This is a genomic window from Meridianimarinicoccus sp. MJW13 (genome assembly GCF_014901205.1).
In the GTDB taxonomy this organism is placed as follows: domain Bacteria; phylum Pseudomonadota; class Alphaproteobacteria; order Rhodobacterales; family Rhodobacteraceae; genus Meridianimarinicoccus.
In genome coordinates this window covers 367132-389520 of record NZ_JACNMU010000003.1, presented here as the reverse complement: position 1 = coordinate 389520, position 22389 = coordinate 367132, and the positions used below count along the sequence as shown (strand labels likewise).

Genomic DNA, 22389 nt, shown 5'->3' with positions numbered 1-22389 from the left:
AGGCCGACCCTACAGGAGTCTCGCAAGGAGAGGGAATTATTTGGTCAGGCGTCCCATGGCGGCGGCGACATCGGCCATGCGGACCGAGAAGCCCCATTCATTGTCGTACCAGGCCAGAACCCGTACCGTGCGCCCGCCGACGACCTTGGTCTGGTCGGGCGCGAAGATCGACGACTGCGTGGTGTGGTTGAAGTCGATGGAGACCTTGGGCTCGGGATCATAGCCCAGCACGGCGCCCATATGGCCGGCGGCGGCTTCACGGACCACCTCGTTGACGTCCTCGACGGTGACATCCTTGCCCGCTTCGAAGGTCAGATCCACGGCCGAGACATTGGGCGTCGGCACCCGGATCGCCGAGCCGTCCAGCTTGCCTTCAAGTTCCGGCAGAACCTCTGCCAGGGCCTTGGCGGCACCGGTCGAGGTGGGGATCATCGCCATGGCGGCGGCGCGAGCGCGGTACAGGTCGTTGTGGCGGCGGTCCAGCGTCGGCTGGTCGCCGGTATAGCTGTGGATCGTCGTCATGATGCCGCGTTCGATCCCGATGGCATCGTTCAGCACCTTGGCCAGCGGCGCCAAGCAGTTGGTGGTGCAGGAGCCGTTCGACACCAAGGTGTGCCCGGCGTCCAGATCGCGATGGTTGACTCCGTAAACCACGGTCTTGTGCACATTCTTGGCCGGGGCCGAGATCAGCACCTTCTTGGCGCCGCGCTCAAGGTGCACGTCGGCCTTGTTGCCGTCGTTGAACTTGCCGGTGCATTCCAGCACCACATCGACACCGGACCAATCCAGTTCGGACGGCTCATAGGTCGAGAACACCTCCATCGGGCCGCGGCCCAGATCCATGGTGTTGTCCTTGATCTTCACTTCGCCGGGGAAGCGGCCATGTACCGAGTCATAGCGCAACAGGTGGGCACTGGTTTCGATCGGGCCGGTCGCGTTGAGCTTGACGACCTGAACGTCGTTGCGCGCGCTGGCGGCGATATGGGCCAGGGTGCAGCGTCCGATGCGGCCGAAACCATTGATGCCAATCGTTACAGTCATGAATGAACTCCCACGGTGTGCGACCGGTGTCACAGTCTCTGTCTGGCGTTCCTATACGGGAGATACCGGTAAGATGGGAAGCAAAAACATATTTAAAGTGAACGTGTTAGCGCAAAAGGTGACCTGTTATCGCCAACATGTATGCGTTTGTATACCGTTGTGCGCCGGTTCCTGTTCGGCCAAATTGCCCGACCACGGCAAAAAAGGGGAGCAGCCTTGCAGCGCTCCCCCGAATTTTCATGTTTGATTCGGTGCCGATTACAGCAGCGACTTGACCTTGTCGGCCACGGCTTGCGCGGTGATGCCGAACTTTTCGAACAGGACATCCGCCGGGGCCGAGGCGCCGAAGCCCTCCATGCCGACGAAGCCGGCCTTGTTGGCCTTGCCGCGTTCGCTGGTCAGCCAGCGATCCCAGCCCATCTGAACGCCAGCCTCGACGGCGACGCGCACCGGTCCGGCGGGCAGAACCCGGCGACGATAGCTTTCGTCCTGTTCGGCGAACAGCTCCCACGACGGCATGGAAACAACACGGGTGCCGATGCCTTCCGCCTGCAGCAGATCGCGTGCGGCCAGCGCCACCGAAACCTCGGAGCCGGTGGCCAGCAGGATCGCCTGGCGCTTGCCCTCGGCCTCGGCCAGCACATAGGCGCCCTGGGCGACCATGTTCTTGGTCTTGAACTCGGTGCGCACGGTGGGCAGCCCCTGACGGGACAGGGCCAGAACCGTCGGCGTGCCGGTGGCGGTGGCCGCGATCTCCCAGGCTTCGGCCGTTTCGGTGGCGTCGGCAGGGCGGATCACGGTCATGTTCGGCGTGGCGCGCAGCATCGCCAGATGCTCCACCGGCTGGTGGGTCGGGCCGTCTTCGCCCAGACCGATCGAGTCGTGGGTCATGACATAGGTGACCGGCACCCCCATCAGAGCCGAAAGGCGCATCGCACCGCGGGCGTAATCGGCAAAGCACATGAAGGTGCCGCCATAGGCACGCAGACCGCCGTGCAGGGCCAGACCGTTCATCGCCGCCGCCATGCCGTGTTCGCGGATGCCATAGTGCAGGTAGTGGCCGTCGCGCGACTCGGGCAGATGCACGCCCATGTCCGACGATTTGGTGTTGTTCGACCCGGTCAGATCCGCCGAGCCGCCCACGTTTTCGGGCATCAGGGGATTGATGACGTTCAGGGTCTTTTCACTGGCACTGCGCGTCGCCATCTTCGGCCGGGTCTCGGCGTAGTCGCGCTTCATTGCCTTGATGGCCGCAGACAGTTTCTTGGGCGCTTCGCCCGCCTGCATGCGTTCGAATTCGCGCTGCTTGGCGCCCGACAGACCGGCCAGACGGGTCGACCATTCGTCGCGTTCCTCAGCGCCGCGGCTGCCGATCTCTTCCCATTGCGCCTTGATGTCGACGGGCACCTCATAGGCGGCCCAGTCGATTCCCCATGCCGCCTTGGCGTCGGCCACGACCTTGGGGTCGGTCAGCGCGCCGTGGCCCTTGGGCGTGTCCTGCGCGGCAGTGCCAAGCGCAATATGCGTCTTGCAGGCCACCAGCGCGGGCTTGCCGGTCTTCTTGGCGGCGGTGATCGCCTCGTCGATGTCCACGGGGTCATGACCGTCGCATTCATGCACGGACCAGCCCGACGCCTTGAAGCGCGCCAGTTGATCGGTGCGGTCGGCGATATCGACGGTGCCGTCGATGGTGATGTTGTTGTCATCCCACAGCACGATCAGCTTCGACAGCTCCTGCCGCCCGGCCAGACCGATGGCTTCCTGGCTGACGCCTTCCATCAGGCAGCCGTCGCCGGCGATGACATAGGTGTGGTGATCCACGACCTTCTTGCCGAACCGGGCGCGCAGGATTTCCTCGGCCAGCGCGAAGCCTACGGCATTGGCGATGCCCTGACCCAGCGGGCCGGTGGTGGTCTCGATCCCCTTGGCATGGCCGTATTCCGGGTGGCCGGCGGTGCGGGCGCCCCACTGGCGGAAGTTCTTGATCTGATCCAGCGAAATGTCTTCGACGCCGGTCAGATGCAGCAGTGCATACAGCAGCATCGAACCGTGGCCCGCGGACAGGATGAACCGGTCACGGTCCGGCCAATCGGGGTCGGCGGCATCGAATTTCAGGTGGTTCTCGAACAGGACCGTGGCCACATCCGCCATGCCGATGGGCATGCCGCTGTGGCCGGAATTGGCACCGGCGACGCCGTCCAGAGCGAGGGCGCGGATGGCGCAGGCTTTCATCCAGTGGTCGGGGTGGCGTTCGCGCAGCGTCTTCAGGGACAAGGGGCAACTCCAGTTGTCTTGGGATGGATTTTGGACTTCAGCTGCGCGGGGCAGCGCGCCCCTGCGTCTTAGCAACTGCCATGGGAAGTTCAAGCGGGGCCAAAAAACTGCTCAGAACCCGAGAAAAAGCCATTCTGACGGTTTAAAACTGTGGGATTCGATGCTGTTGCGACCTATTGTTGACGCCAGCTTCGGGGTTGGTGCGGTCAAAAAAAATGAATATGCGTACCTAAGTTGGGGCAGAAAGGGGAACCATGACGGAGATTTCCGAGCTTGAGCATCGGCTTGCCGATGCCCTTGGGCGCATGAGGATGGCGCATCAGTCCACGCGAAAAGCGTTGAGCGACGCCCTGAACCGGGTGGCCGAACTGGAAGCCGCAGCACAAGCGCAGCCCGCGGCGGCGCCTGCGGGGGACGCTGGCGACATCGCCGCGCTGGAGGCCGAGATCGAGGCAACACGCGCGCAACTGGCCATCCGCGACACCGATCTGGAGGAGGAGCGCGGGCAAGTCTCGACGCTAGTCCAGCAGATCGAAACCGATCGCGCGGCGCTGCAAGCGGCGCAGACCGAACTGACCGCGCTGAAGGCCGCCGACCGGCTTGGCGGAGTTCAGGCCAACGGCCAGGCGGAAGAGACGCAGGAGCGGATCGGCGCGCTGGAAGCAATCGTCGGCCAGCTTCAGAAAGCCAACGCCCAGTTGCGCCAGAACAACGAGTTGCTACGGCAGGCCATGGCCGAGGGCAGTGACGGCGGCGCCTTGTTCGACGACAGCCTGACCGCCGAGATCGAGTCCCTCAAGGCCGCGCGTGCCGCCGACCGGGCCGAAATCGACAGCGTTCTGGCCGCGCTGCAACCGCTGATCGAGGAGACCGCCGATGCCTGAAGTCACCATCAAGATCGGGGGCCGGTCGTTCGACGTGGCCTGTCAGGACGGCGAGCAGGAATTTCTGCATTCCGCCGCCAAATTGCTGGACGATGAAATCAGTGTCATGGCCGATCAGTTGGGCCGGGTGCCCGAGGCGCGGATGCTGCTGATGGCGGGGCTGCTGCTGGCGGACAAGACGCTGTCGGTGCAGGCCAGCACCGAGACCCTGAAAGCCGAAATCGCCGAGTTGAAATCTCAGGTCGCCACCCTGGAATCGCGTCCCGCCGAGCGGGTCGAGGTGCCGGTGATCCCGGCCGCGGTGGGCGACGGTCTGGCCGAGCTGGCCGCCCGCGCCGAAGCCCTGGCCGAAGAGATGGAGCAGGGCGCGTCCTGAGGCGCGCCCCGTCCGCCGAAATCAGGCGTTGGCTTCGCGGATCTTCTCGGCGGCGTCCTTGTCGAAGGTCACGCCGTTGGTTTCCAGCAGCGTGTCCAACTCGCCTGACAGGGTCATCTCGGTGATGATGTCGCAACCGCCGACGAATTCGCCCTTGACGTAAAGCTGCGGCACGGTCGGCCAGTCGGAATAATCCTTGATGCCCTGGCGGATCTCGTCGTTCTCCAGCACGTTCACGTCCTGGTAGTCGATGCCCATATAGTTCAGCACCCCGGCGACACGGCTGGAAAAGCCGCACTGCGGCATCGCCTTGGTGCCTTTCATGTACAGAACCACGTCGTTTTCGGTCACGGTCTGCTTGATCTGTTCTTGAACGCTCATCTGAGAGCTCCTTGTCTGTGTCGTCGGATCATCGGGTCTGACGGGCAGGTAATGTCTGTATCGGCGATACACAATATCAGGGACATCTGTCCCCGAAGCAGTGCCTGGCCGGGTTGGGGTCAGTCCGGGGCTTTGGTGGTCAGCGCCAGCGCGTGCAATTCGCCGTTCTTGCCGTCCATCTTGCCTTTCAGCGCCGCATAGACCGCCCGCTGCTGCTGCACGCGGTTCTGGCCCCGGAAGCTTTCGTCGATGACCTCGGCGGCATAGTGATTGCCGTCGCCAGCCAGATCTGTGATCGTGATCTTGGCATCGGGAAATGTTTCGCGGATCAGGTTTTCGATTTCCTGGGCTTGGATGGGCATGATCGGTCGTCCTTGGTTTCCCCCGATTTGTAGGGCGCAGCCACAGGGGCTGCAAGCGGCAACGGGCGCGCAGGTCGGGCTTTCCCCTAGGGAAATGCACTGTCTGCCGTGCTATATTGATCCGGCGTAAACCAAAAGGAGGCAAGAGATGACACATCTCGTTCGCACCTGTTTGGTGGCCAGTATCCTTGTTGTCTTCACTGCAACTGCCGGCGTGGCATCGCGGGCCCATTGGGGCACCGCAACCGTGGTCCAGGTTGCCCACGGAATCGTCAATCCGCTGGTGATCTATGGCTTCAATCCACAGCCCGAACCACCAATCCTGTTTCCCGCGTCCACCACGCTGACCCCTTTTTCGGTCGACAAGACCATTCGGGGCGTTTCTGGGGCGCAGTTCTTCCAGGTTCTGCTGGGCGGCAGTCTGGGCGGCAAGCCGCTGGATCCTGTGGCGGGAAGCCCCGGCGCGCGGTTCCCGCAGGCGGATTTCCTGGTGGACACGGGAACCGAAACCCTGACGCTGCGGCTGATGCTTCAGTCGTCTTCAGGGGGCATCGGCGCTAACCCGCTGTTCTTCAATCCGCAGCCCGAACCGCCGCCCGGTGCGGGTCTGTTCGGCACCCTTGGCATGGACTTCCAGTTCACCTCGCTGTCGGATGCGACTGTGTCGTTGCAGGTTCTGGACAGTACCGGACGCGCCCTGGGGCTGACCCGTGTGGCCGCCCCCGTGCCGCTGCCTGCCCCGCTGGCCTTGCTGGGGGCAGGGATCGGCGCGCTGATGGTGTTGCGTCGGCGGCGGCGCTGAGGCCGCCCGCGCCTAGTTCGCGAAGGTGGCCGGGAAGGTCTCTTCGTTCAGCTTCACCAGGTCTTCCAGCGGCGCGCTGGAGCCTGCCAGCGTGACCGTATCGCCGCCGAAACGTCCGATGGTGGCCAGCGGGATCTTGTGCTGGCTGGCCTCTATCATCAGTGTTTCGGCCGCATCGAACGAGCATGACACAATATAGCGTGCCTGATCCTCGCCGAACAGCGTGGCCATATCGCCTTCGTCCACGGTCAGGCCCAGCCCGGCGGCCGCGGCCATTTCGAACAATGCCAACGCCAGCCCGCCATCGGCCACGTCATTGGCTGCCGTGATCAGCCCGCGATTGTTGCGCAGGAAGATGCCGTGGCGCTTTTCAAGGTTCAGGTTCACATGTGGGGCGTCGCCGTCCTCGCGCTTGAATACTTCGGCCAGCAGCGCCGATTGCCCCAGATGGCCATGGGTTTCGCCGATCACCAGGATCAGGTCGCCGTCGTCGGGCGTCATGGGAATGAGGTTGTGCGCGAATTGCACCAGACCCACGGCACCGATTGTCGGGGTCGGCAGGATCGGCTCGCCGTCGGTCTCGTTGTAAAGTGACACGTTGCCCGACACGATCGGCATGTCCAGTTCGGCGCAGGCCTCGCCGATGCCCTGGATGGCGCCGACGAATTGGCCCATGATCTCGGGCTTCTCGGGATTGCCGAAGTTCAGGTTGTCGGTGCTGGCCAGCGGCTTGGCCCCGGCGGCCGACAGGTTGCGATAGGCCTCGGCCACCGCCTGTTTGCCGCCTTCGACCGGGTTGGCGCGCACATAGCGCGGCGTCACATCCGAGGTGAAGACCAGCGCCTTCTGGGTGCCATGCACGCGCACCGCGCCGGCACCCCGGCCCGGAACCCGGACCGTGTCGCCCATCACCATGTGATCGTATTGTTCCCACACCCAGCGTTTCGAGGCGTAGTTGGGGCTGGACAGCAGCGCCTTCAGCCCGTCGATGGGATCAATCTCGGGCACCGGCTCCATCTCGGGGGCAGGGGGCGTGGCCACCCACGGGCGATCGTATTCCGGGGCTTCGCCGGACAGCGCCTTCAGCGGCAGATCGGCCTTCACCTCTCCGCCCAGTTCCACAAGGAACCGATCCTCGGCGATGGTTTCGCCAACGATGGCGAAATCCAGATCCCATTTGTCGAAGATCGCCTTGGCGACCTCTTCCTTCTCGGGGTTCAGCACCATGAGCATCCGCTCCTGGCTTTCCGAGAGCATCATCTCATAGGCGGTCATCGCGTTCTCGCGCACCGGCACGCCGTCCAGCCGCAAGCGGATGCCCAGGTTGCCCTTGTCGCCCATCTCCACCGCCGAGCAGGTCAGCCCAGCAGCCCCCATGTCCTGGATCGAGATCACAGCACCCGTGGTCATCAACTCAAGGCAGGCTTCCATCAGGCGCTTTTCGGTGAACGGGTCGCCCACCTGAACCGTGGGGCGCTTTTCGTCGATGGTGTCGTCGAATTCGGCACTGGCCATGGTGGCCCCGCCGACGCCGTCACGGCCGGTCTTGGCGCCCAGATAGACGACCGGCATGCCGACGCCTGAAGCGGCCGAGTAGAAAATCTTGTCGGCATCCGCCAGTCCCGCCGCAAAGGCGTTCACCAGGCAGTTGCCGTTATAGGCCGGATGAAAGCGCACTTCGCCGCCCACGGTGGGCACGCCGAAGCAGTTGCCATAGCCGCCGACCCCTTCAACGACGCCATGCACAAGGCTGCGGGTCTTGGGGTGGTCCGGTTCGCCGAAGCTGAGCGCATTCATCGCCGCGATGGGACGCGCACCCATGGTGAATACATCGCGCAGGATGCCGCCCACGCCGGTGGCCGCGCCCTGGTAGGGTTCGATGTAGGACGGGTGGTTGTGGCTTTCCATCTTGAAGACCACGGCCTGACCGTCGCCAATATCGACCACGCCGGCGTTCTCGCCCGGTCCGCAGATCACCTGGTCGCCGGTGGTCGGCAGGGTCCGCAGCCACTTCTTCGACGACTTGTACGAGCAGTGCTCGTTCCACATGGCCGAGAAGATGCCAAGCTCGGTGAAGGTCGGTTCGCGGTTCAGCAGGCCAAGGATGCGGTCGTACTCTTCGGCATTCAGACCGTGGGCTGCGATCAGGTCGGGCGTGATGGCGGGTTCTTGCATGGTACTCCCCTTACGTGGGCGCGGTAATACGGGAGCCGGGCGGTCAGGGAAAGACCACATCGCCTGCGGCGGCGGGATATCTTCAAGATCGGCTGGATGTCCCTGTGTGCAGAGGCCTGCAAATTGCGTGCGGCAGTGCAGAAAAAAAGTGGCCGAGACAAGCTCGGCCAAGTCCAACAGGGAGGTAGAAGAAGACGAAACGCCTAACTTCTATGCTTCAGTTAGACAGCCCCCCCGTTTCGATCAAGAAGAATAATGCCGCAGGGGCAACATAACCGGTATGCAGTATTTACATATCTCCTGCGCGCGAGTTATGCAGTCTGTCCAGTTATTGTGCTTTCTGACGGCTTTCGGCCAGTTGCTCGACGACGAAATCCCGGAACGCAGATATGCGTTTGGATTGCCGCAACTCCTCGGGGTAGGCAAGGAAGACCGGAACCGTGCCCGCGTCGATCTCTGGTAGGACATTGACCAGACGGGAAAAATCCTCGGTGACATAATTGGGCAGAATGCCGATGCCCAGGTTGTTGATGACCGCCTGCAGCACGCCAAAATAGTTGTTCACTGTCAACAGCGACCGAACTTCCTCGGCGATGATCGTTTGGGCGATGCGGGCACCAGCGGCGACCTGAACCGAATTTGGATTCTGGCAGATCAGGCGGTGCTGTCGCATATCTGCAACGGTTTCCGGCGTGCCGTTTTCCTCCAGATATTCCGGCGACGCGTACAGCCGCATGTGAACATTCATCAACCGCTTGCGGATCAGGTCGGCCTGGCTGGGCTCTTTCATGCGGATCGCGACATCGGCCTCGCGCATCGGCAGATCCAGCACGCGCTCTTCCAGCATCAGGTCGATCTTCAGTTCGGGATACTTTTCATAGAGCTTCGACAGACGCGGTGCCAGCCACAGAGAGCCGAATCCCGTGGTGGTGGTCACGCGCAATTCGCCGAAGACCTCTTCCTCGCTGTCGCGGATGCGGGCGGCGGCGGCATCCAGGCGCTTGGCCATCGACCGGGTGGCGTCGAACAGCAACTCGCCCTGTTCGGTCAGGATCAGGCCACGGGCATGGCGGTGGAACAGGGTGGTGTTCAGGCTGGTTTCCAGGCTGCGGATCTGGCGGCTGACGGCGGATTGCGACAGATGCAGGGCGTCGCCCGCATGGGTCAGGCTGCCGGCATCGGCAACCGCGTGGAAAATTCGCAACTTGTCCCAATCCATCGGGCGTCTCCATTCTGCAGCGCGGTTCGACAGTTCGGCGTGCACAGATAAAAATAGTACCCGTCCGGTCCGGGGGGATGGTGCGGGCTCGCTTCGCAAGAAACTGTGGCGTCGCCGCTACAGTCGGACCGGCCCGAAGGCAATGAACCTTCGTGCTGATAAGCCATTCCTGACGCAAAGGTAACCCTGCGGCCCGAATTTCAGGCGGAACTTGTCCAACATGGTTGCCGGTCCTTCGGGCGCATCATCGGGGGCAATCCGCCTCTGTGATGCTGCATAGTCTTGTATCTGGCTTCATGGAGGTGATATTTCACACCACCGGCACGTAGACCGGGGGAGACACATCGTGCGCCAGGTTCACGATACAAAAAACAAGCGGGACGTCACACGCGAAATCAGCTACGCCCATGCTGGAGCCACGCGCGGTGGACGGGCGATGATCCGGGTGATGGAAAACGCCACCGGGCGTTTGCGCCTGATCCGCAAGGCGCAAGGCTATGAGGAGGAGGTGGCCAGCGGCCGCGACTTCTGGGATGTCATTACCGACCGCTACGGGTTGAGCCTGAAAGTCATCGATGGCGCGTTGGAGAATATCCCGCGCGATGGGCCACTGGTGCTGATCGCCAACCATCCCTTCGGCATCCTCGACGGGCTGATGATGGGGCGAATCCTGTCTGTGACCCGTGGCGATTTTCGCATTCTGGCCCACCAGGTGTTTCGCAAGGCCGAGGATCTGAACCGGGTGATCCTGCCGATCTCTTTCGATGAGACGCGCGAAGCTGTCGCCATGAACCTGCAATCGCGCAAGGATGCGCTGGAGTTGCTGAAGAATGACGGGGCGATTGGCATCTTCCCCGGCGGCACGGTCTCGACTTCGGCCAAACCGTTTTCAGCCCCGATGGATCCCACCTGGCGGTCCTTTACCGCGCGAATGATCCTGCGGTCCGATGCGCATGTGGTGCCGATGTTCTTCACCGGCCACAACTCGCGCGTTTTCCAGGTGGCCAGCCATCTGCACTACAACCTGCGGGTCGGGCTTTTGATCAAGGAGTTCAAGTCGCGGGTCAACAAGCCGGTCGAAGTCGTGATCGGCAAACCGATCCCGAAAGACCAGCTGGCGGCGCACGCAAAGGACGCAGCCGGGATGATGGACTTCCTTCGGCAGGCCACGTATCAGCTGTCTCCAGTGCCTGTCCGCGACATGGGCTATGGCTTTGAAACTGAAGACAGGTACAAACGCTAGATGGCCGTCGGGGTTTTCGATTCTGGATTGGGCGGCCTGACCGTCCTTGACGCGGTCACGCGACGATTGCCGGGGGTTCCCTTCGTCTATTTTGGTGACAACGCCCATGCGCCCTATGGCGTGCGCGATGCCGACGATGTCTATGATCTGACGACCAAGGCCGTGGAACGGTTGTGGGAGGCCGGCTGCGACCTGGTGATCCTGGCCTGCAACACGGCGTCGGCGGCGGCGCTGCGGCGGATGCAGGATAGCTGGATCCCGCCCGAGAAACGGGTGCTTGGGGTGTTCGTGCCGCTGATCGAGGCTTTGACCGAACGGCAATGGGGCGACAACTCTCCGCCGCGCGAGGTTGCGGTCAAGCATGTGGCCCTGTTCGCCACGCCGGCGACGGTCTCCAGCCGCGCGTTCCAGCGGGAACTGGCGTTTCGCGCCATCGGCGTCGATGTCGAAGCACAGCCCTGCGGCGGTCTGGTCGATGCGATCGAGGATGGCGACGAGATTCTGGCCGAGGCGCTGGTGCGCAGCCACGTGGACGCACTGAAGCGCCGGATGCCGCACCCCGAGGCCGCGATTCTGGGCTGCACCCACTACCCGCTGATGGAAACCACCTTCCAGGCCGCCCTTGGCCCCGATGTGACGGTCTATTCGCAAGCCAATCTGGTGGCCGAAAGCCTGTCGGACTATCTGGACCGCCATCCCGACATGTTGGGGCCGGGCACCGAGCAGGCCTTCCTGACCACCGGAGACCCGCAGGCCGTGTCCTATCGCGCCACCCAGTTCTTGCGACGAAAGATCACTTTCCGCGCCGCCTGATTGCACCCGGTCTTTGGGGGCTTATGTTTTGTGAAAGTTCAAGGAGAAGGTGTCATGGCACACAGGATCGCCATACTGGGCGCAAGCGGGTACACCGGGGCCGAAATGGTCCGCCTGGTGTCGACCCATCCCAACATGGAGATCGTGGCCCTGACCGCCGACCGCAAGGCTGGCCAAAGCATGGCGCAGGTGTTTCCGCATCTGCGGCACCTGGATCTGCCGTTGCTGGTGAAGATTGACGAGGTGGATTTCTCTGACGTCGATCTGGTGGTCTGTGCCTTGCCGCACGCGACATCTCAAAGTGTAATCAGTGCCTTGCCGCGCGACGTGAAAGTCGTGGACCTGTCCGCGGACTTTCGTCTGCGCGATGCCGCAGCCTATGAAAAATGGTACGGCCAGCCGCACAGCGCCATGGATCTGCAGGCCGAGGCGGTCTACGGCCTGCCTGAATTCTACCGCGACCAGATCCGCAACGCGCGCATCGTGGCCTGCACCGGCTGCAATGCCGCCACCGGCCAATTTGCCCTGCGCCCGCTGATCAGTGCGGGCGTGATCGCTCTGGATGACATCATCATCGACCTGAAGGCCGCGGTGTCGGGGGCCGGCCGCTCGCTGAAGGAAAACCTGCTGCATGCCGAGTTGTCCGAAGGCTATCACGCCTATGGTGTCGGCGGGGTACATCGTCATCTGGGCGAGTTCGATCAGGAGTTTTCGCTGATAGCCGGGCGTCCGGTCTGGGTGCAGTTCACGCCGCATCTGATCCCCGCGAACCGCGGGATCCTTGCGACGGTCTATGTGTCCGGGGATCCGCAGTCGGTACATGACACGCTGGCGCAGGCCTATGCCGACGAGCCTTTCCTGCAGGTGCTGCCCTTCGGCGAACATCCTTCGACCCGCCACGTGCGGGGATCGAATTTCGTGCATATCGGCGTGGTCGGCGATCGCCGACCGGGCCGGACCATCGTCATTGCCGCGCTCGACAACCTGACCAAGGGATCGTCGGGCATGGCCATGCAGAACGCCAACCTGATGCTGGGAGAAGAGGAGACCACCGGCCTGATGCTGGCCCCGGTCTTCCCATGAGCCAATGAAAAGTCTGAAGAAGCAACGTCGTATCCAGGTCATCATCGTCGCCGCCATCGCGCTGGCGCTGTCCACCGCGCTGATCGGCTATGCCATGCGCGACGGGATCAACTTCTTCCGCAGCCCGTCGCAGGTGGTGGCCGAACCGCCGACCGCGTCGGAGGTGTTCCGCATCGGCGGGCTGGTGGAAGAAGGCACGCTGGTGCGCGGGCAGAGCGAGACCGTCACGTTTTCCGTCACCGATGGCGGCGCCTCGGTGCCGGTGGCCTATACCGGCGTGCTGCCGGATCTGTTCGAAGAAGGCCAGGGCATGGTCGGCACCGGAAAATACGTGAACGGCACATTTGTCGCCACGGAAATTCTGGCCAAACACGACGAGACCTATATGCCCAAGGAAGTGGTGGATGCGCTGAAGGAACAGGGCGTGTATCAAGACCCCAACGAAACAGACAGCTGATCGGAGGGCACACGCCATGATCGCAGAGCTTGGACATTTCGCCCTGATTCTCGCGGCCATGGTGGCCGTGGTGCAGGCCATCGTGCCGATGATCGGCGCGCACAAGGGCTGGGACGGCTGGATGGCCGCCGCCGTGCCCGCCGCCACGACGCAGTTTTTCCTGACCGCTTTCAGCTTCTCGGCGCTGACCTATTCCTTCGTGGTGTCGGATTTCTCGCTGCGGCTGGTGGTCGAGAATTCGCACAGCCTGAAGCCGATGATCTACAAGGTCAGCGGCGTCTGGGGCAACCACGAGGGCTCGATGCTGCTCTGGGTGCTGATCCTGACCCTGTTCGGGGCCTGTGCCGCGTGGTTCGGAGGCAACCTGCCGCCAAGCCTGAAGGCGCGCGTTCTGGCGGTGCAATCCGCGGTCGCGGTGGCGTTCTTCGCCTTCATCTTGCTGACCTCCAATCCGTTCCTGCGCATGGGCATTCCGCCGATGGACGGGCAGGACCTGAACCCGCTGCTGCAGGATCCCGGTTTGGCCTTCCATCCGCCGTTCCTGTATCTGGGCTATGTCGGCCTGTCGCTGACCTTCAGCTTCGCCGTTGCCGCGCTGATCGAGGGCCGCGTCGATGCGGCCTGGGGCGGCTGGGTGCGGCCCTGGACCCTGGCGGCCTGGGTGTTCCTGACGATCGGCATCGCGCTGGGATCGTGGTGGGCCTATTACGAACTTGGCTGGGGTGGCTACTGGTTCTGGGATCCGGTGGAAAACGCCTCCTTCATGCCATGGCTTCTGGCCGCAGCACTGCTGCATTCCGCCATCGTGGTGGAAAAGCGCGAAAGCCTGAAAAGCTGGACCATCCTGCTGGCAATCCTTGCCTTCGGCTTCTCGCTGATCGGCACCTTCATCGTGCGCTCGGGTGTCATCACCTCGGTGCACGCCTTTGCCAATGATCCCGAACGCGGTGTGTTCATCCTGATGATCCTGGCGGTCTTCACCGGCGGCGCACTGACCTTGTTCGCGGCTCGCGCCTCGGCCATGCAGGCCAAGGGGGTCTTCGGGCTGGTCAGCCGCGAAAGCGCGCTGGTGGCCAATAATGTGCTGCTGGCGGTGTCCTGCTTCGTGGTGTTCATCGGCACCATCTGGCCGCTGGTGGCGGAACTGGCCTTCGGACGCAAACTGTCGGTGGGCGCGCCCTTCTTCGACGCCGCCTTCACGCCGTTCATGGTGGTGCTGGCGATCATCCTGCCCATCGGTGCGATCCTGCCGTGGAAACGCGCCAAGCTGAACCGCGCGGTCAAGCAGGTGGTACCTGCTGCCATCCTGGCCTTCCTGATCGCGGCACTGGCCTGGACCCTTCAGACCGAGAAGACCATACTTGCGCCCGTCGGACTGGCACTGGGCACCTGGGTGGTGGCCGGGTCGGCGCTGGACCTGTGGAGCCGCTGCGGCCGGGGCGACGTGGCCAGCCGCTTGCGCCGTCTCATGCGTCTGCCGCGTGCCGACTATGGCAAGGCTGTGGCGCATTTTGGGCTGGGCGTGACCATGATTGGCATCTCGGCCATGAATGCCTGGCAAATCGAAGACATCCGCGTGGCCCAGATCGGCGAGCGGTTCGAGGTCGGCGCCTATGAGATCGAGCTGGCCTCGGTCGATCAGGTGCAAGGGCCGAACTACTATTCGACCATGGCCCGGATGAATGCCTATCGCGGTGACCGTCTGGTGGCCTCGCTGACCCCTGAAAAACGGGTCTATCCGGTGGCCAAGATGCCCACCACCGAAGCCGATATCGACAACGGCTTCCTGCGCGACATCTATCTGGTGATCGGCGATGCGCAGGACGACGGCGGCTGGGCGGTACGCACCTATATCAAGCCGCTGGCCAACTGGATCTGGGCCGGGGCGATCCTGATGGGGGTCGGCGGGCTGCTCAGCCTCAGCGACCGTCGCTATCGCATCGCGGCAGGGGCTGCCAAGGCCGGAGGCGGGGGCCCAACCCCCGTGGCGGCGGAATGAGCCTGCGCCCGGTTCTGGTCGCCGCCTTTCTGGCACTTGTCCCGCTGGCGGCCCCGGCGGTTCAGCCCGACGAGGTGCTCTCTGACCCGGTGCTGGAGGAACGCGCGCGCGATCTGTCCAAAGGCCTGCGCTGTCTGGTCTGCCGGAACGAGAGCATCGATGATTCCAACGCCGATCTGGCGCGTGACCTGCGGCTGCTGGTGCGCGAACGTCTGGTGGAAGGGGACAGCAACGACGAGGTCATCGACTTCGTGGTCGATCGCTATGGCGAATACGTCCTGCTGAAACCGCAGACCGATGGCTCCAACCTTGTGCTGTGGCTGGCCGGGCCACTGATGCTGCTGGTCGGCGCCAGTCTGGGCGTGGTCTATATCCGTCGCCGAAATGCGGCCCCCGAGCCCACCCTGCGCGCGTTGGATTCCAAGGAAGAACAGCGCCTGCAGGAAATCCTGAAGGAATGACCCCGCGTTCTTCTGGCTTGGGGACGATTTCCAAGTAACTTGCCCGCAACCTGGCGGAGACGGATATGGACTTTCAGACAATCGACCTGAGCATCGAGGATCACATCGCGCGGCTGACCCTCAACCGGCCCGATGTGAAGAACGCGCTCAATGCCCAGATGCGGGCCGAGATCCCGGCGGCGATCCGCATCGCGCAGGACAACGCGCGGGTGCTGGTGATGACCGGGGCCGGCGATGCCTTCTGTTCCGGGCAGGATCTGGGCGATGGCAGCGGCGCGGTGAACCTGGACATCGAACGGGTGCTGCGGGACGAATACGTGCCGATGCTGCGGGCCATCTTCGACTGCCCGATCCCGACGGTGTCGGCGGTCAACGGCACGGCCGCCGGGGCCGGGGCCAATCTTGCGCTGGCGGCAGATGTTGTCATCGGCACCGAAAGCGCGGTCTTCCTGCAAGCCTTCAGCCGCATCGGCCTGATCCCGGACGCGGGCGGCACCTATTGGCTGCCGCGCCAGATGGGCATGGCCAAGGCCATGGGGGCGGCCCTGTTCGCCGAGCCGATCCCGGCCCGCCAGGCCGCCGCCTGGGGCATGATCTGGGAAGCGGTGCCGGATGCGGACTTCAACCAGCATGTGGCCCGCCGCGCCGTGCATCTGGCCACCGGCCCGACCCAGGCCTACCGGCTGACCAAGCAGGCCCTGCGCGCCAGCATGGCCAATGATCTTGAGGCGCAACTGGCGCTTGAAGCCCAGCTTCAGGGCAAGGCCGGGGCCACCCGTGATTTCAGTGAAGGGGTTCTGGCCTTCCTGGAAAAGCGCGTGCCCGACTACCAGGGACGCTGACGGCTCTGCATGGCTGATCCCTTGCACCCCCTCAAGATGGATGCCGATGCGCTGCACGCCTTCCTGCGGGCCGAGTTCCCGCAGGTGGCCGATCTGATCGAGGTCGAAGAACTGGCGCCGATGCGCGTGCGCGTGGCCATGCCGGTGCGATCGGACAACCTGCGTCCCGGCGGCACGGTCTCTGGCCCCACCATGTTCACGCTGGCCGATCTGGGGGTCTACCTGGCGGTGCTGTCGATGGTCGGCCCCAAGGCGCTGGCGGTCACGACCAACTGTTCGATCGACTTCATGCGCAAACCCGAAGCGGGCGTCGATCTGGTGGCGGATGTGGAACTGCTGAAACTGGGCCGCAGCCTGGCGGTCGGGGACGTGCGAATCTGGTCGCGCGGGCCGAAACGACGTGACGTCGCGCGCGCCACGTTAACCTATTCCCTGCCTTAAACTTGAACGCACGCAGGGCGCGGAGTACCTGTGTTTCAAGAGTGGGGAGCCGTGCAATGCGCGGCGTGCTTGGGCAAACCTATACCTTTGCATACGCAGCATCGCCAAAAGGGCAGATGCAAATCCGCGGCCGCCCCCCCAAATAAAGCAAGTATTCGTATGTTTATGAGTGAATGCCGCGTGCGTAACGGGGACCGCGGCCAGAAGCGTGGGAGAAGACAATGTCCAAGGCAGGGCACAAGGCGATCATCAGGGCTTTCGCCACCGCAAGTGCAGTCGCAGTTGCGGCCACAAGCGCGTTTGCCGGATCTCCCGACGCCACCACCCCCGAGCTTCTGGTCACTGAACCCCCGGTCAAGGGGTTCATCAACGATGGCGACGAATCCATCGTCGAGACGGTCTACCTGTATCTGGATGGCTGCCCGCTGGTCAGCATCACGCCCCCGGCCAATGGCAAGGGCAACCCGGTCGTCACGATGATCGAACCGGACGGCGAATGCGCCACGTCGGTGGGTCTGGCCGACAAGGCCTCGCTTGTCGTCTCGGATGAGCTTCGCGAGAACGGCGGCATGCATGTCCAGCTGTGGCAGGACGACATGTCCGACCTGGACCCGGTCGAGGACAGCCCCGGCAAATCGCTGATCGTGGAAATCTCGAACCTCTATCCGCCGGACGGCCTTCCGGGCGGCGAGGGGGAGCCGGTGTTCGCGCTTGGCACGGCCCCGTCGTTCTGGATCCCGGGTGTCTTCGGCGATCCTTCGGGCAATCTTCTGGTCGGGGTGTCCAATCCCAACGGCAATGGCGGCACGCCGCTGTTCGGCTCGGGTCCGGGAACGAACCTGGGATTCCTGGGCGGCGGTGGCGGCGGCGGGGGCAATGGATCCGGTGGCGGATCTGGCGGCGGCCCCGGCGGCGGCTCCGGCACGCCGGGCGGCGGGATCTTCCCGGGCAATGGCGGTGGCGGACCGGGCATGCCCGCGGGCGGATCGTCGCCGCAAGTTGCGCCGGTTCCGCTGCCCGCAACCCTGCTTCTGCTGCTTTGGGCGCTGACGATGATGCGCAGCTACGTGCGTCGCCGCTGACCCCGAAAACAACCCCGATTGCACGGAACATCTGCCCTTTCGGCAGATGTTCTTGTTTAACCGGGACTTAGATGGCAGAAGGTCGGGGTATTTTGATACCTTACTTGTAATACGCTCTTTTTCATCCCGAAATCCGCGTTTTCCGCTTGACCGTGGTGTCGGGTTGGCTAAAACCGCGCAATCCGAATACCGGGGGCTCTTGCCCCCAACCCAGACTAAAGGGTCATCCCAATGAAAACCTTCACAGCCAAACCGGCTGACATCGACAAGAAGTGGATCCTGATCGACGCCGAGGGCGTTGTTCTGGGCCGTCTTGCCTCGATCGTCGCCATGCGTCTGCGCGGCAAGCACAAGCCGTCCTTCACTCCGCATATGGACATGGGTGACAATGTCATCGTGATCAACGCGGACAAGATCCAGCTGACCGGCCGCAAGCGGACCGACAAGGTCTACTACCGCCACACCGGCCATCCGGGTGGCATCAAGTCGATCACCGCAGGCAAGATCCTGGAAGGCGCGCATCCCGAGCGCGTGGTGACGAAGGCCGTGCAGCGCATGCTGCCGGGCAACCGTCTGAGCCGCCAGCAGATGACCAATCTGCGCGTCTACGCCGGCGCCGAGCACCCCCATGAGGCGCAAGCCCCGGAAGTGCTGGACGTCAAGTCGATGAACACCAAGAACACGCGGAGCTGATCATGGCCGAGGAAATCAAGTCGCTCGACGCCCTGAAAGGCGCCGTTGAAACTGCCGACGTCGATCTGTCGGTTCTGGAAGATGCCGCCGAACCGCGTGAGCCGGTTCGTGACGAACTGGGTCGGTCCTACGCCACCGGCAAGCGGAAAGACGCGGTCGCCCGTGTCTGGATCAAGCCGGGCTCCGGCAAGGTCACCGTGAACGGCAAGGACCTGAACACCTATTTCGCCCGTCCGGTGCTGCAGATGATTCTGCGCCAGCCATTCACCGTTGCCGGTGTCGAAGACCAGTTCGACGTGATGGCCACCGTGAAGGGTGGCGGTCTTTCGGGTCAGGCCGGTGCTGTGAAGCACGGTGTCTCGAAGGCGCTGCAACTGTACGATCCGTCGCTGCGCGCCGCGCTGAAAGCCGCAGGCTTCCTGACCCGCGACAGCCGCGTCGTGGAACGTAAGAAATTCGGTAAGCGCAAGGCGCGCCGTAGCTTCCAGTTCTCGAAGCGCTGATCGCGTTTCACGTTACGATCTTGCGAAAGGGCTGCTTCGGCGGCCCTTTTTGCTGTCCGGCCTCAGGCGCCGCGGCTGTTCACCCCGCGTCACCGTTTTCCTTCTCGTTGTCCCTGTCTCATGCTAAGGCCGATGTAACAGCCGGTGTTTGTTGGAAACTTGTGAAAAGCGTATTCGGGAGTAGGCGATGAAATGTGTTATTCTTGCGGGCGGTCTGGGAACACGTCTGAGCGAGGAAACGGTCCGCATTCCAAAACCCATGGTCGAAATCGGCGGTCTGCCGATCCTGTGGCACATCATGAAGATCTACGGTGCCCACGGGGTCAATGAATTCGTGGTCTGCCTTGGCTATCGCGGCTACATCATCAAGGAATACTTCGCGAACTTCTATCTGCACCGGTCGGATGTCACCTTCGATCTGGCCACCGGCGAGATGACCATCAACCGCACCGAATCAGAGCCGTGGAAAGTGCATCTGGTGGACACCGGAGCCGAGTCGATGACCGGCGGGCGTCTGAAGCGGGTCATGCCCTATGTGCAGGAGGACGAGGCGTTCTGCCTGACCTATGGCGACGGGGTGGGCGATATCGACGTGCGTGCGGGGATCGACTTTCACAAGTCGCACGGCAAGCTGGCGACCGTGACTGCTGTGCCGCCACCGCGCCGGTTCGGCCAGCTGGAGCTGACCGGCCACACCGTCACCGATTTTCTGGAAAAACCGTTGGGCGACGGGGGCCTCATCAACGGCGGCTTCTTCGTCTTGTCGCCCGAGGTGGGCCGTTATCTGGATGGCGACAGCACCATCTGGGAGCGCGATCCGCTGATGAACCTGGCCCGTGATGGCGAGTTGATGGCCTTCGAGCACAGCGGCTTCTGGCAACCCATGGACACGATCCGCGAGAAACAGGAACTGGAAGCGGCCTGGGCCACCGGGAAGGCACCGTGGAAGATCTGGGAATGAGTTTCAACCGCTTCAAGGGCCGGCGCGTTCTGGTCACCGGGCACACCGGGTTCAAGGGGGCGTGGCTTTGCGCCTGGCTGGTGCGCTGCGGGGCCAGGGTGACAGGCTATGCGCTGGCGCCCGAGACCGATCCGAACCTGTGGCAACTGCTGGGCCTGTCCGAGGTCGACAGCCACATCGGCGATCTGAATGACCGCGCCGCACTGGACGCTGCCATTACCGCCAGCCAGCCAGAGTTCGTCTTTCATCTGGCCGCGCAGGCGCTGGTGCGCCGCTCATATCGCGAGCCGGTGGAAACCTTTGCCTCGAACGTGTTGGGCACCGTGCAACTGCTGGACGCACTGCGCGGGGTCGAGGGGCTGCAATCGGTGATCGTGGCGACCTCGGACAAGGCCTATGCCAATGTCGAGCAGATCTGGGGCTATCGCGAGACCGACCCGATGGGCGGGCATGATCCCTATTCGGCGTCGAAAGGGGCCACCGAACTGGCCACCGCGGCCATGCGCGCCAGTTTCTTCGAGCCGGATCAGCCGGTGCGCGTGGCCACCGTGCGCGCTGGCAATGTGATCGGCGGCGGCGACTGGGCCGAGGATCGTCTGGTCCCCGATATCGTGCGCGGCTGCCTGGGCGGTGACGGTCATGTGACCCTGCGCCAGCCGTTCTCGATCCGGCCGTGGCAGCATGTACTGGAACCGCTGTCGGGCTACATGATGCTGGCGCTGGCGCAGGTGGATCACCCAGAAATGGCCGAGGGCTGGAACTTTGGCCCCGACCGCGCCGAGGAACGCCCGGTGGACGATGTGGCGCGGGCCGTGGTGGCCGCCCTGGGACAGGGCGACATTCGCCACGATCCTGCCGCCGCCGATCTGCATGAGGCCAGATTGCTGCGTCTCGATGTGTCAAAGGCGCGGGTCGAGTTGGGCTGGCGTCCCTTGCTGGACTTCGAGCAGACCATCGACATGACCGCAGGCTGGTATGGCCGCTGGTCGCGCGGGGCCTCCGTGCGCGATCTTTGCTCTGAACAAATTGAACAGTTTGAAATGCTTATGGGGTCTTCTTGATGAATTCCGTTCCCGATTGCCGCCATTGTGGCACCCCGCTGACCCGCACCTTCGTCGATCTGGGCCTGTCGCCGCTGGCCAATTCCTATGTGCCGCCCGAGATGGCCGGCCAGTCCGAGCCTTTCTACCCGCTGCATGTGCGGGTCTGTGAAAACTGCTGGCTGGTGCAGGCCGATGACGCGGTCCCGGCGGCAGAGATCTTCTCGTCGGAATACGCCTATTTCTCCTCTTTCTCGGACAGTTGGCTGGCCCATTGCAAAGCCTATGTGGAGGCGATGACAACGCGCTTCGGGCTGGGGCCGGACGATCTGGTGGTCGAGATTGCCTCGAACGACGGCTACCTGCTGCAGTATTTCGTCGAAAAGGGCATTCCCGTGCTGGGGGTGGAGCCGTCGGGAAATGTCGCGCAGGTGGCTATCGACAAGGGCGTGCCCACGCGGGTGGAATTTTTCGGCGAGGCCTTCGCCAAGGCGCTGGTGGCCGAAGGGCAATTGCCGCGCCTGATCTGTTCGGCTAACGTGCTGGCCCATGTGCCGGACATCAATGATTTCGTGGCCGGCGTCGCCACGCTTCTGACCGGCGACGCTGTTTATACGGTCGAGTTTCCGCATCTTCTGAACCTGATCGAACAGGTGCAGTTCGACACCATCTATCACGAGCATTATTCCTATCTGTCGCTGCTGGCGGTCGAGACGATCTTTGCCAAGGCCGGGTTGCGGGTCTTTGACGTGGAAGACCTGCCGACGCATGGCGGCTCGCTGCGGGTCTTTGCCTGCCGTGATGCGGCCAGCCATGCCGAGGCGCCGGGTGTGGCCCGCGTGCGGGCCCGCGAAGCGGCGGCCAAGCTGGACCAGGTGGCGGGCTACGAAGGCTTCTCGGAAAAGGTCGAGGCGGTGCGCCGCGGGCTGCTGGGGTTCCTGGATCACGCCAAGGTCGAAGGCAGGCTGGTGGCGGCCTATGGCGCTGCGGCCAAGGGCAACACGATCCTGAATTATGCGCAGGTCGGCCCGGATCGCATCGCCTATTGCGTGGATCGCAACCCGGCCAAGCAAAACACCCTTCTGCCCGGCAGCCAGATCCCAGTGCGGCCGGTCGAGGCGCTGCGCGAGGATCGCCCGGATTACGTGCTGATCTTGCCGTGGAACCTGCGCGACGAGATCATCGCGCAACTGTCGGATCTGGCCGAGGACGGCACGCAATTCGTCACCGCCGTGCCCGAGATCCGGATTTCCTGAC

The 22389-nt window shown here is 63.5% G+C and carries 23 protein-coding genes; 17 read left to right on the top strand and 6 right to left on the bottom strand.

What is annotated here, in order from left to right:
- Window positions 1–36: 36 nt before the first annotated feature.
- Together gap and tkt are read right to left on the bottom strand one after the other, a co-directional pair.
- On the bottom strand, window positions 37–1041 hold the full coding sequence (gene gap / locus H8B03_RS07525; RefSeq protein ID WP_193141101.1) for a type I glyceraldehyde-3-phosphate dehydrogenase: 1005 nt from the start codon (window positions 1039–1041) through the stop codon (window positions 37–39).
- A gap of 258 nt (window positions 1042–1299) precedes the next feature.
- Window positions 1300–3273: a transketolase gene (tkt, locus tag H8B03_RS07520; RefSeq protein WP_226925793.1), complete on the bottom strand. Its 1974-nt coding sequence runs from the start codon at window positions 3271–3273 to the stop codon at window positions 1300–1302.
- Window positions 3274–3569: 296 nt separating this feature from the next.
- Between tkt and H8B03_RS07515 the strand changes: the two genes are divergently transcribed.
- Window positions 3570–4199: a hypothetical protein gene (locus H8B03_RS07515; RefSeq protein ID WP_193141099.1), complete on the top strand. Its 630-nt coding sequence runs from the start codon at window positions 3570–3572 to the stop codon at window positions 4197–4199.
- Window positions 4192–4575 carry a cell division protein ZapA gene (locus H8B03_RS07510; RefSeq protein ID WP_193141098.1) on the top strand — a complete coding sequence of 128 codons (384 nt, stop codon included), beginning with the start codon at window positions 4192–4194 and terminating at the stop codon, window positions 4573–4575. The genes H8B03_RS07515 and H8B03_RS07510 overlap by 8 nt, the downstream gene beginning before the upstream one ends.
- A gap of 21 nt (window positions 4576–4596) precedes the next feature.
- Here H8B03_RS07510 and grxD read toward each other — a convergent pair whose 3' ends face one another.
- Window positions 4597–4956: a Grx4 family monothiol glutaredoxin gene (gene grxD, locus H8B03_RS07505; RefSeq protein WP_193141097.1), complete on the bottom strand. Its 360-nt coding sequence runs from the start codon at window positions 4954–4956 to the stop codon at window positions 4597–4599.
- Between the two features lie 119 nt (window positions 4957–5075).
- Complete coding sequence (locus H8B03_RS07500) at window positions 5076–5318, bottom strand: BolA/IbaG family iron-sulfur metabolism protein (protein ID WP_193141096.1); 243 nt, start codon at window positions 5316–5318, stop codon at window positions 5076–5078.
- A 148-nt stretch (window positions 5319–5466) separates the two neighbouring features.
- Here H8B03_RS07500 and H8B03_RS07495 point away from each other — a divergent pair, with 148 nt between their 5' ends.
- Window positions 5467–6120 carry a VPLPA-CTERM sorting domain-containing protein gene (locus tag H8B03_RS07495; protein WP_193141095.1) on the top strand — a complete coding sequence of 218 codons (654 nt, stop codon included), beginning with the start codon at window positions 5467–5469 and terminating at the stop codon, window positions 6118–6120.
- 12 nt (window positions 6121–6132) lie between these two features.
- Here the strand turns inward: H8B03_RS07495 and purL are convergent, their stop codons facing one another.
- Window positions 6133–8295, bottom strand: coding sequence for a phosphoribosylformylglycinamidine synthase subunit PurL (gene purL, locus H8B03_RS07490; RefSeq protein WP_193141094.1), 2163 nt, complete (start codon window positions 8293–8295; stop codon window positions 6133–6135).
- A 328-nt stretch (window positions 8296–8623) separates the two neighbouring features.
- Window positions 8624–9514, bottom strand: a complete 891-nt coding sequence (locus H8B03_RS07485) for a LysR family transcriptional regulator (RefSeq protein WP_193141093.1) — start codon at window positions 9512–9514, stop codon at window positions 8624–8626.
- 346 nt (window positions 9515–9860) lie between these two features.
- Between H8B03_RS07485 and H8B03_RS07480 the strand changes: the two genes are divergently transcribed.
- From H8B03_RS07480 to H8B03_RS07415, 14 genes are all read left to right on the top strand, one after another.
- Window positions 9861–10757, top strand: coding sequence for a lysophospholipid acyltransferase family protein (locus H8B03_RS07480; protein ID WP_319022446.1), 897 nt, complete (start codon window positions 9861–9863; stop codon window positions 10755–10757).
- Complete coding sequence (locus H8B03_RS07475) at window positions 10758–11570, top strand: glutamate racemase (protein WP_193141092.1); 813 nt, start codon at window positions 10758–10760, stop codon at window positions 11568–11570. It begins immediately after the preceding gene.
- Between the two features lie 54 nt (window positions 11571–11624).
- Complete coding sequence (argC, locus tag H8B03_RS07470) at window positions 11625–12653, top strand: N-acetyl-gamma-glutamyl-phosphate reductase (protein WP_193141091.1); 1029 nt, start codon at window positions 11625–11627, stop codon at window positions 12651–12653.
- A 4-nt stretch (window positions 12654–12657) separates the two neighbouring features.
- Entirely contained in the window at window positions 12658–13110 is a 453-nt protein-coding gene (ccmE, locus tag H8B03_RS07465) for a cytochrome c maturation protein CcmE (RefSeq protein WP_193141090.1), read from the top strand.
- A gap of 16 nt (window positions 13111–13126) precedes the next feature.
- The gene (locus H8B03_RS07460; protein WP_193141089.1) at window positions 13127–15109 is read left to right on the top strand and encodes a heme lyase CcmF/NrfE family subunit; all 1983 of its coding nucleotides are present in this window, start codon (window positions 13127–13129) and stop codon (window positions 15107–15109) included.
- Window positions 15106–15570, top strand: coding sequence for a cytochrome c-type biogenesis protein (locus H8B03_RS07455; protein ID WP_193141088.1), 465 nt, complete (start codon window positions 15106–15108; stop codon window positions 15568–15570). The genes H8B03_RS07460 and H8B03_RS07455 overlap by 4 nt, the downstream gene beginning before the upstream one ends.
- A 65-nt stretch (window positions 15571–15635) precedes the next feature.
- The gene (locus H8B03_RS07450; RefSeq protein ID WP_193141087.1) at window positions 15636–16412 is read left to right on the top strand and encodes an enoyl-CoA hydratase-related protein; all 777 of its coding nucleotides are present in this window, start codon (window positions 15636–15638) and stop codon (window positions 16410–16412) included.
- A 9-nt stretch (window positions 16413–16421) separates the two neighbouring features.
- Window positions 16422–16853 carry a PaaI family thioesterase gene (locus H8B03_RS07445; protein WP_226925763.1) on the top strand — a complete coding sequence of 144 codons (432 nt, stop codon included), beginning with the start codon at window positions 16422–16424 and terminating at the stop codon, window positions 16851–16853.
- A gap of 221 nt (window positions 16854–17074) precedes the next feature.
- Window positions 17075–17935 (top strand): hypothetical protein, encoded by an 861-nt coding sequence (locus tag H8B03_RS07440; protein WP_193141241.1) that lies wholly within the window; start codon window positions 17075–17077, stop codon window positions 17933–17935.
- A gap of 231 nt (window positions 17936–18166) precedes the next feature.
- Window positions 18167–18628 (top strand): 50S ribosomal protein L13, encoded by a 462-nt coding sequence (gene rplM / locus H8B03_RS07435; protein ID WP_193141086.1) that lies wholly within the window; start codon window positions 18167–18169, stop codon window positions 18626–18628.
- 2 nt (window positions 18629–18630) lie between these two features.
- Complete coding sequence (rpsI, locus tag H8B03_RS07430) at window positions 18631–19131, top strand: 30S ribosomal protein S9 (RefSeq protein ID WP_193141085.1); 501 nt, start codon at window positions 18631–18633, stop codon at window positions 19129–19131.
- A 187-nt stretch (window positions 19132–19318) separates the two neighbouring features.
- Window positions 19319–20092: a glucose-1-phosphate cytidylyltransferase gene (rfbF, locus tag H8B03_RS07425; RefSeq protein ID WP_193141084.1), complete on the top strand. Its 774-nt coding sequence runs from the start codon at window positions 19319–19321 to the stop codon at window positions 20090–20092.
- Complete coding sequence (rfbG, locus tag H8B03_RS07420) at window positions 20074–21153, top strand: CDP-glucose 4,6-dehydratase (protein ID WP_319022445.1); 1080 nt, start codon at window positions 20074–20076, stop codon at window positions 21151–21153. The genes rfbF and rfbG overlap by 19 nt, the downstream gene beginning before the upstream one ends.
- Window positions 21153–22388 (top strand): class I SAM-dependent methyltransferase, encoded by a 1236-nt coding sequence (locus tag H8B03_RS07415; RefSeq protein WP_193141083.1) that lies wholly within the window; start codon window positions 21153–21155, stop codon window positions 22386–22388. The genes rfbG and H8B03_RS07415 overlap by 1 nt, the downstream gene beginning before the upstream one ends.
- Window position 22389: the final 1 nt, after the last annotated feature.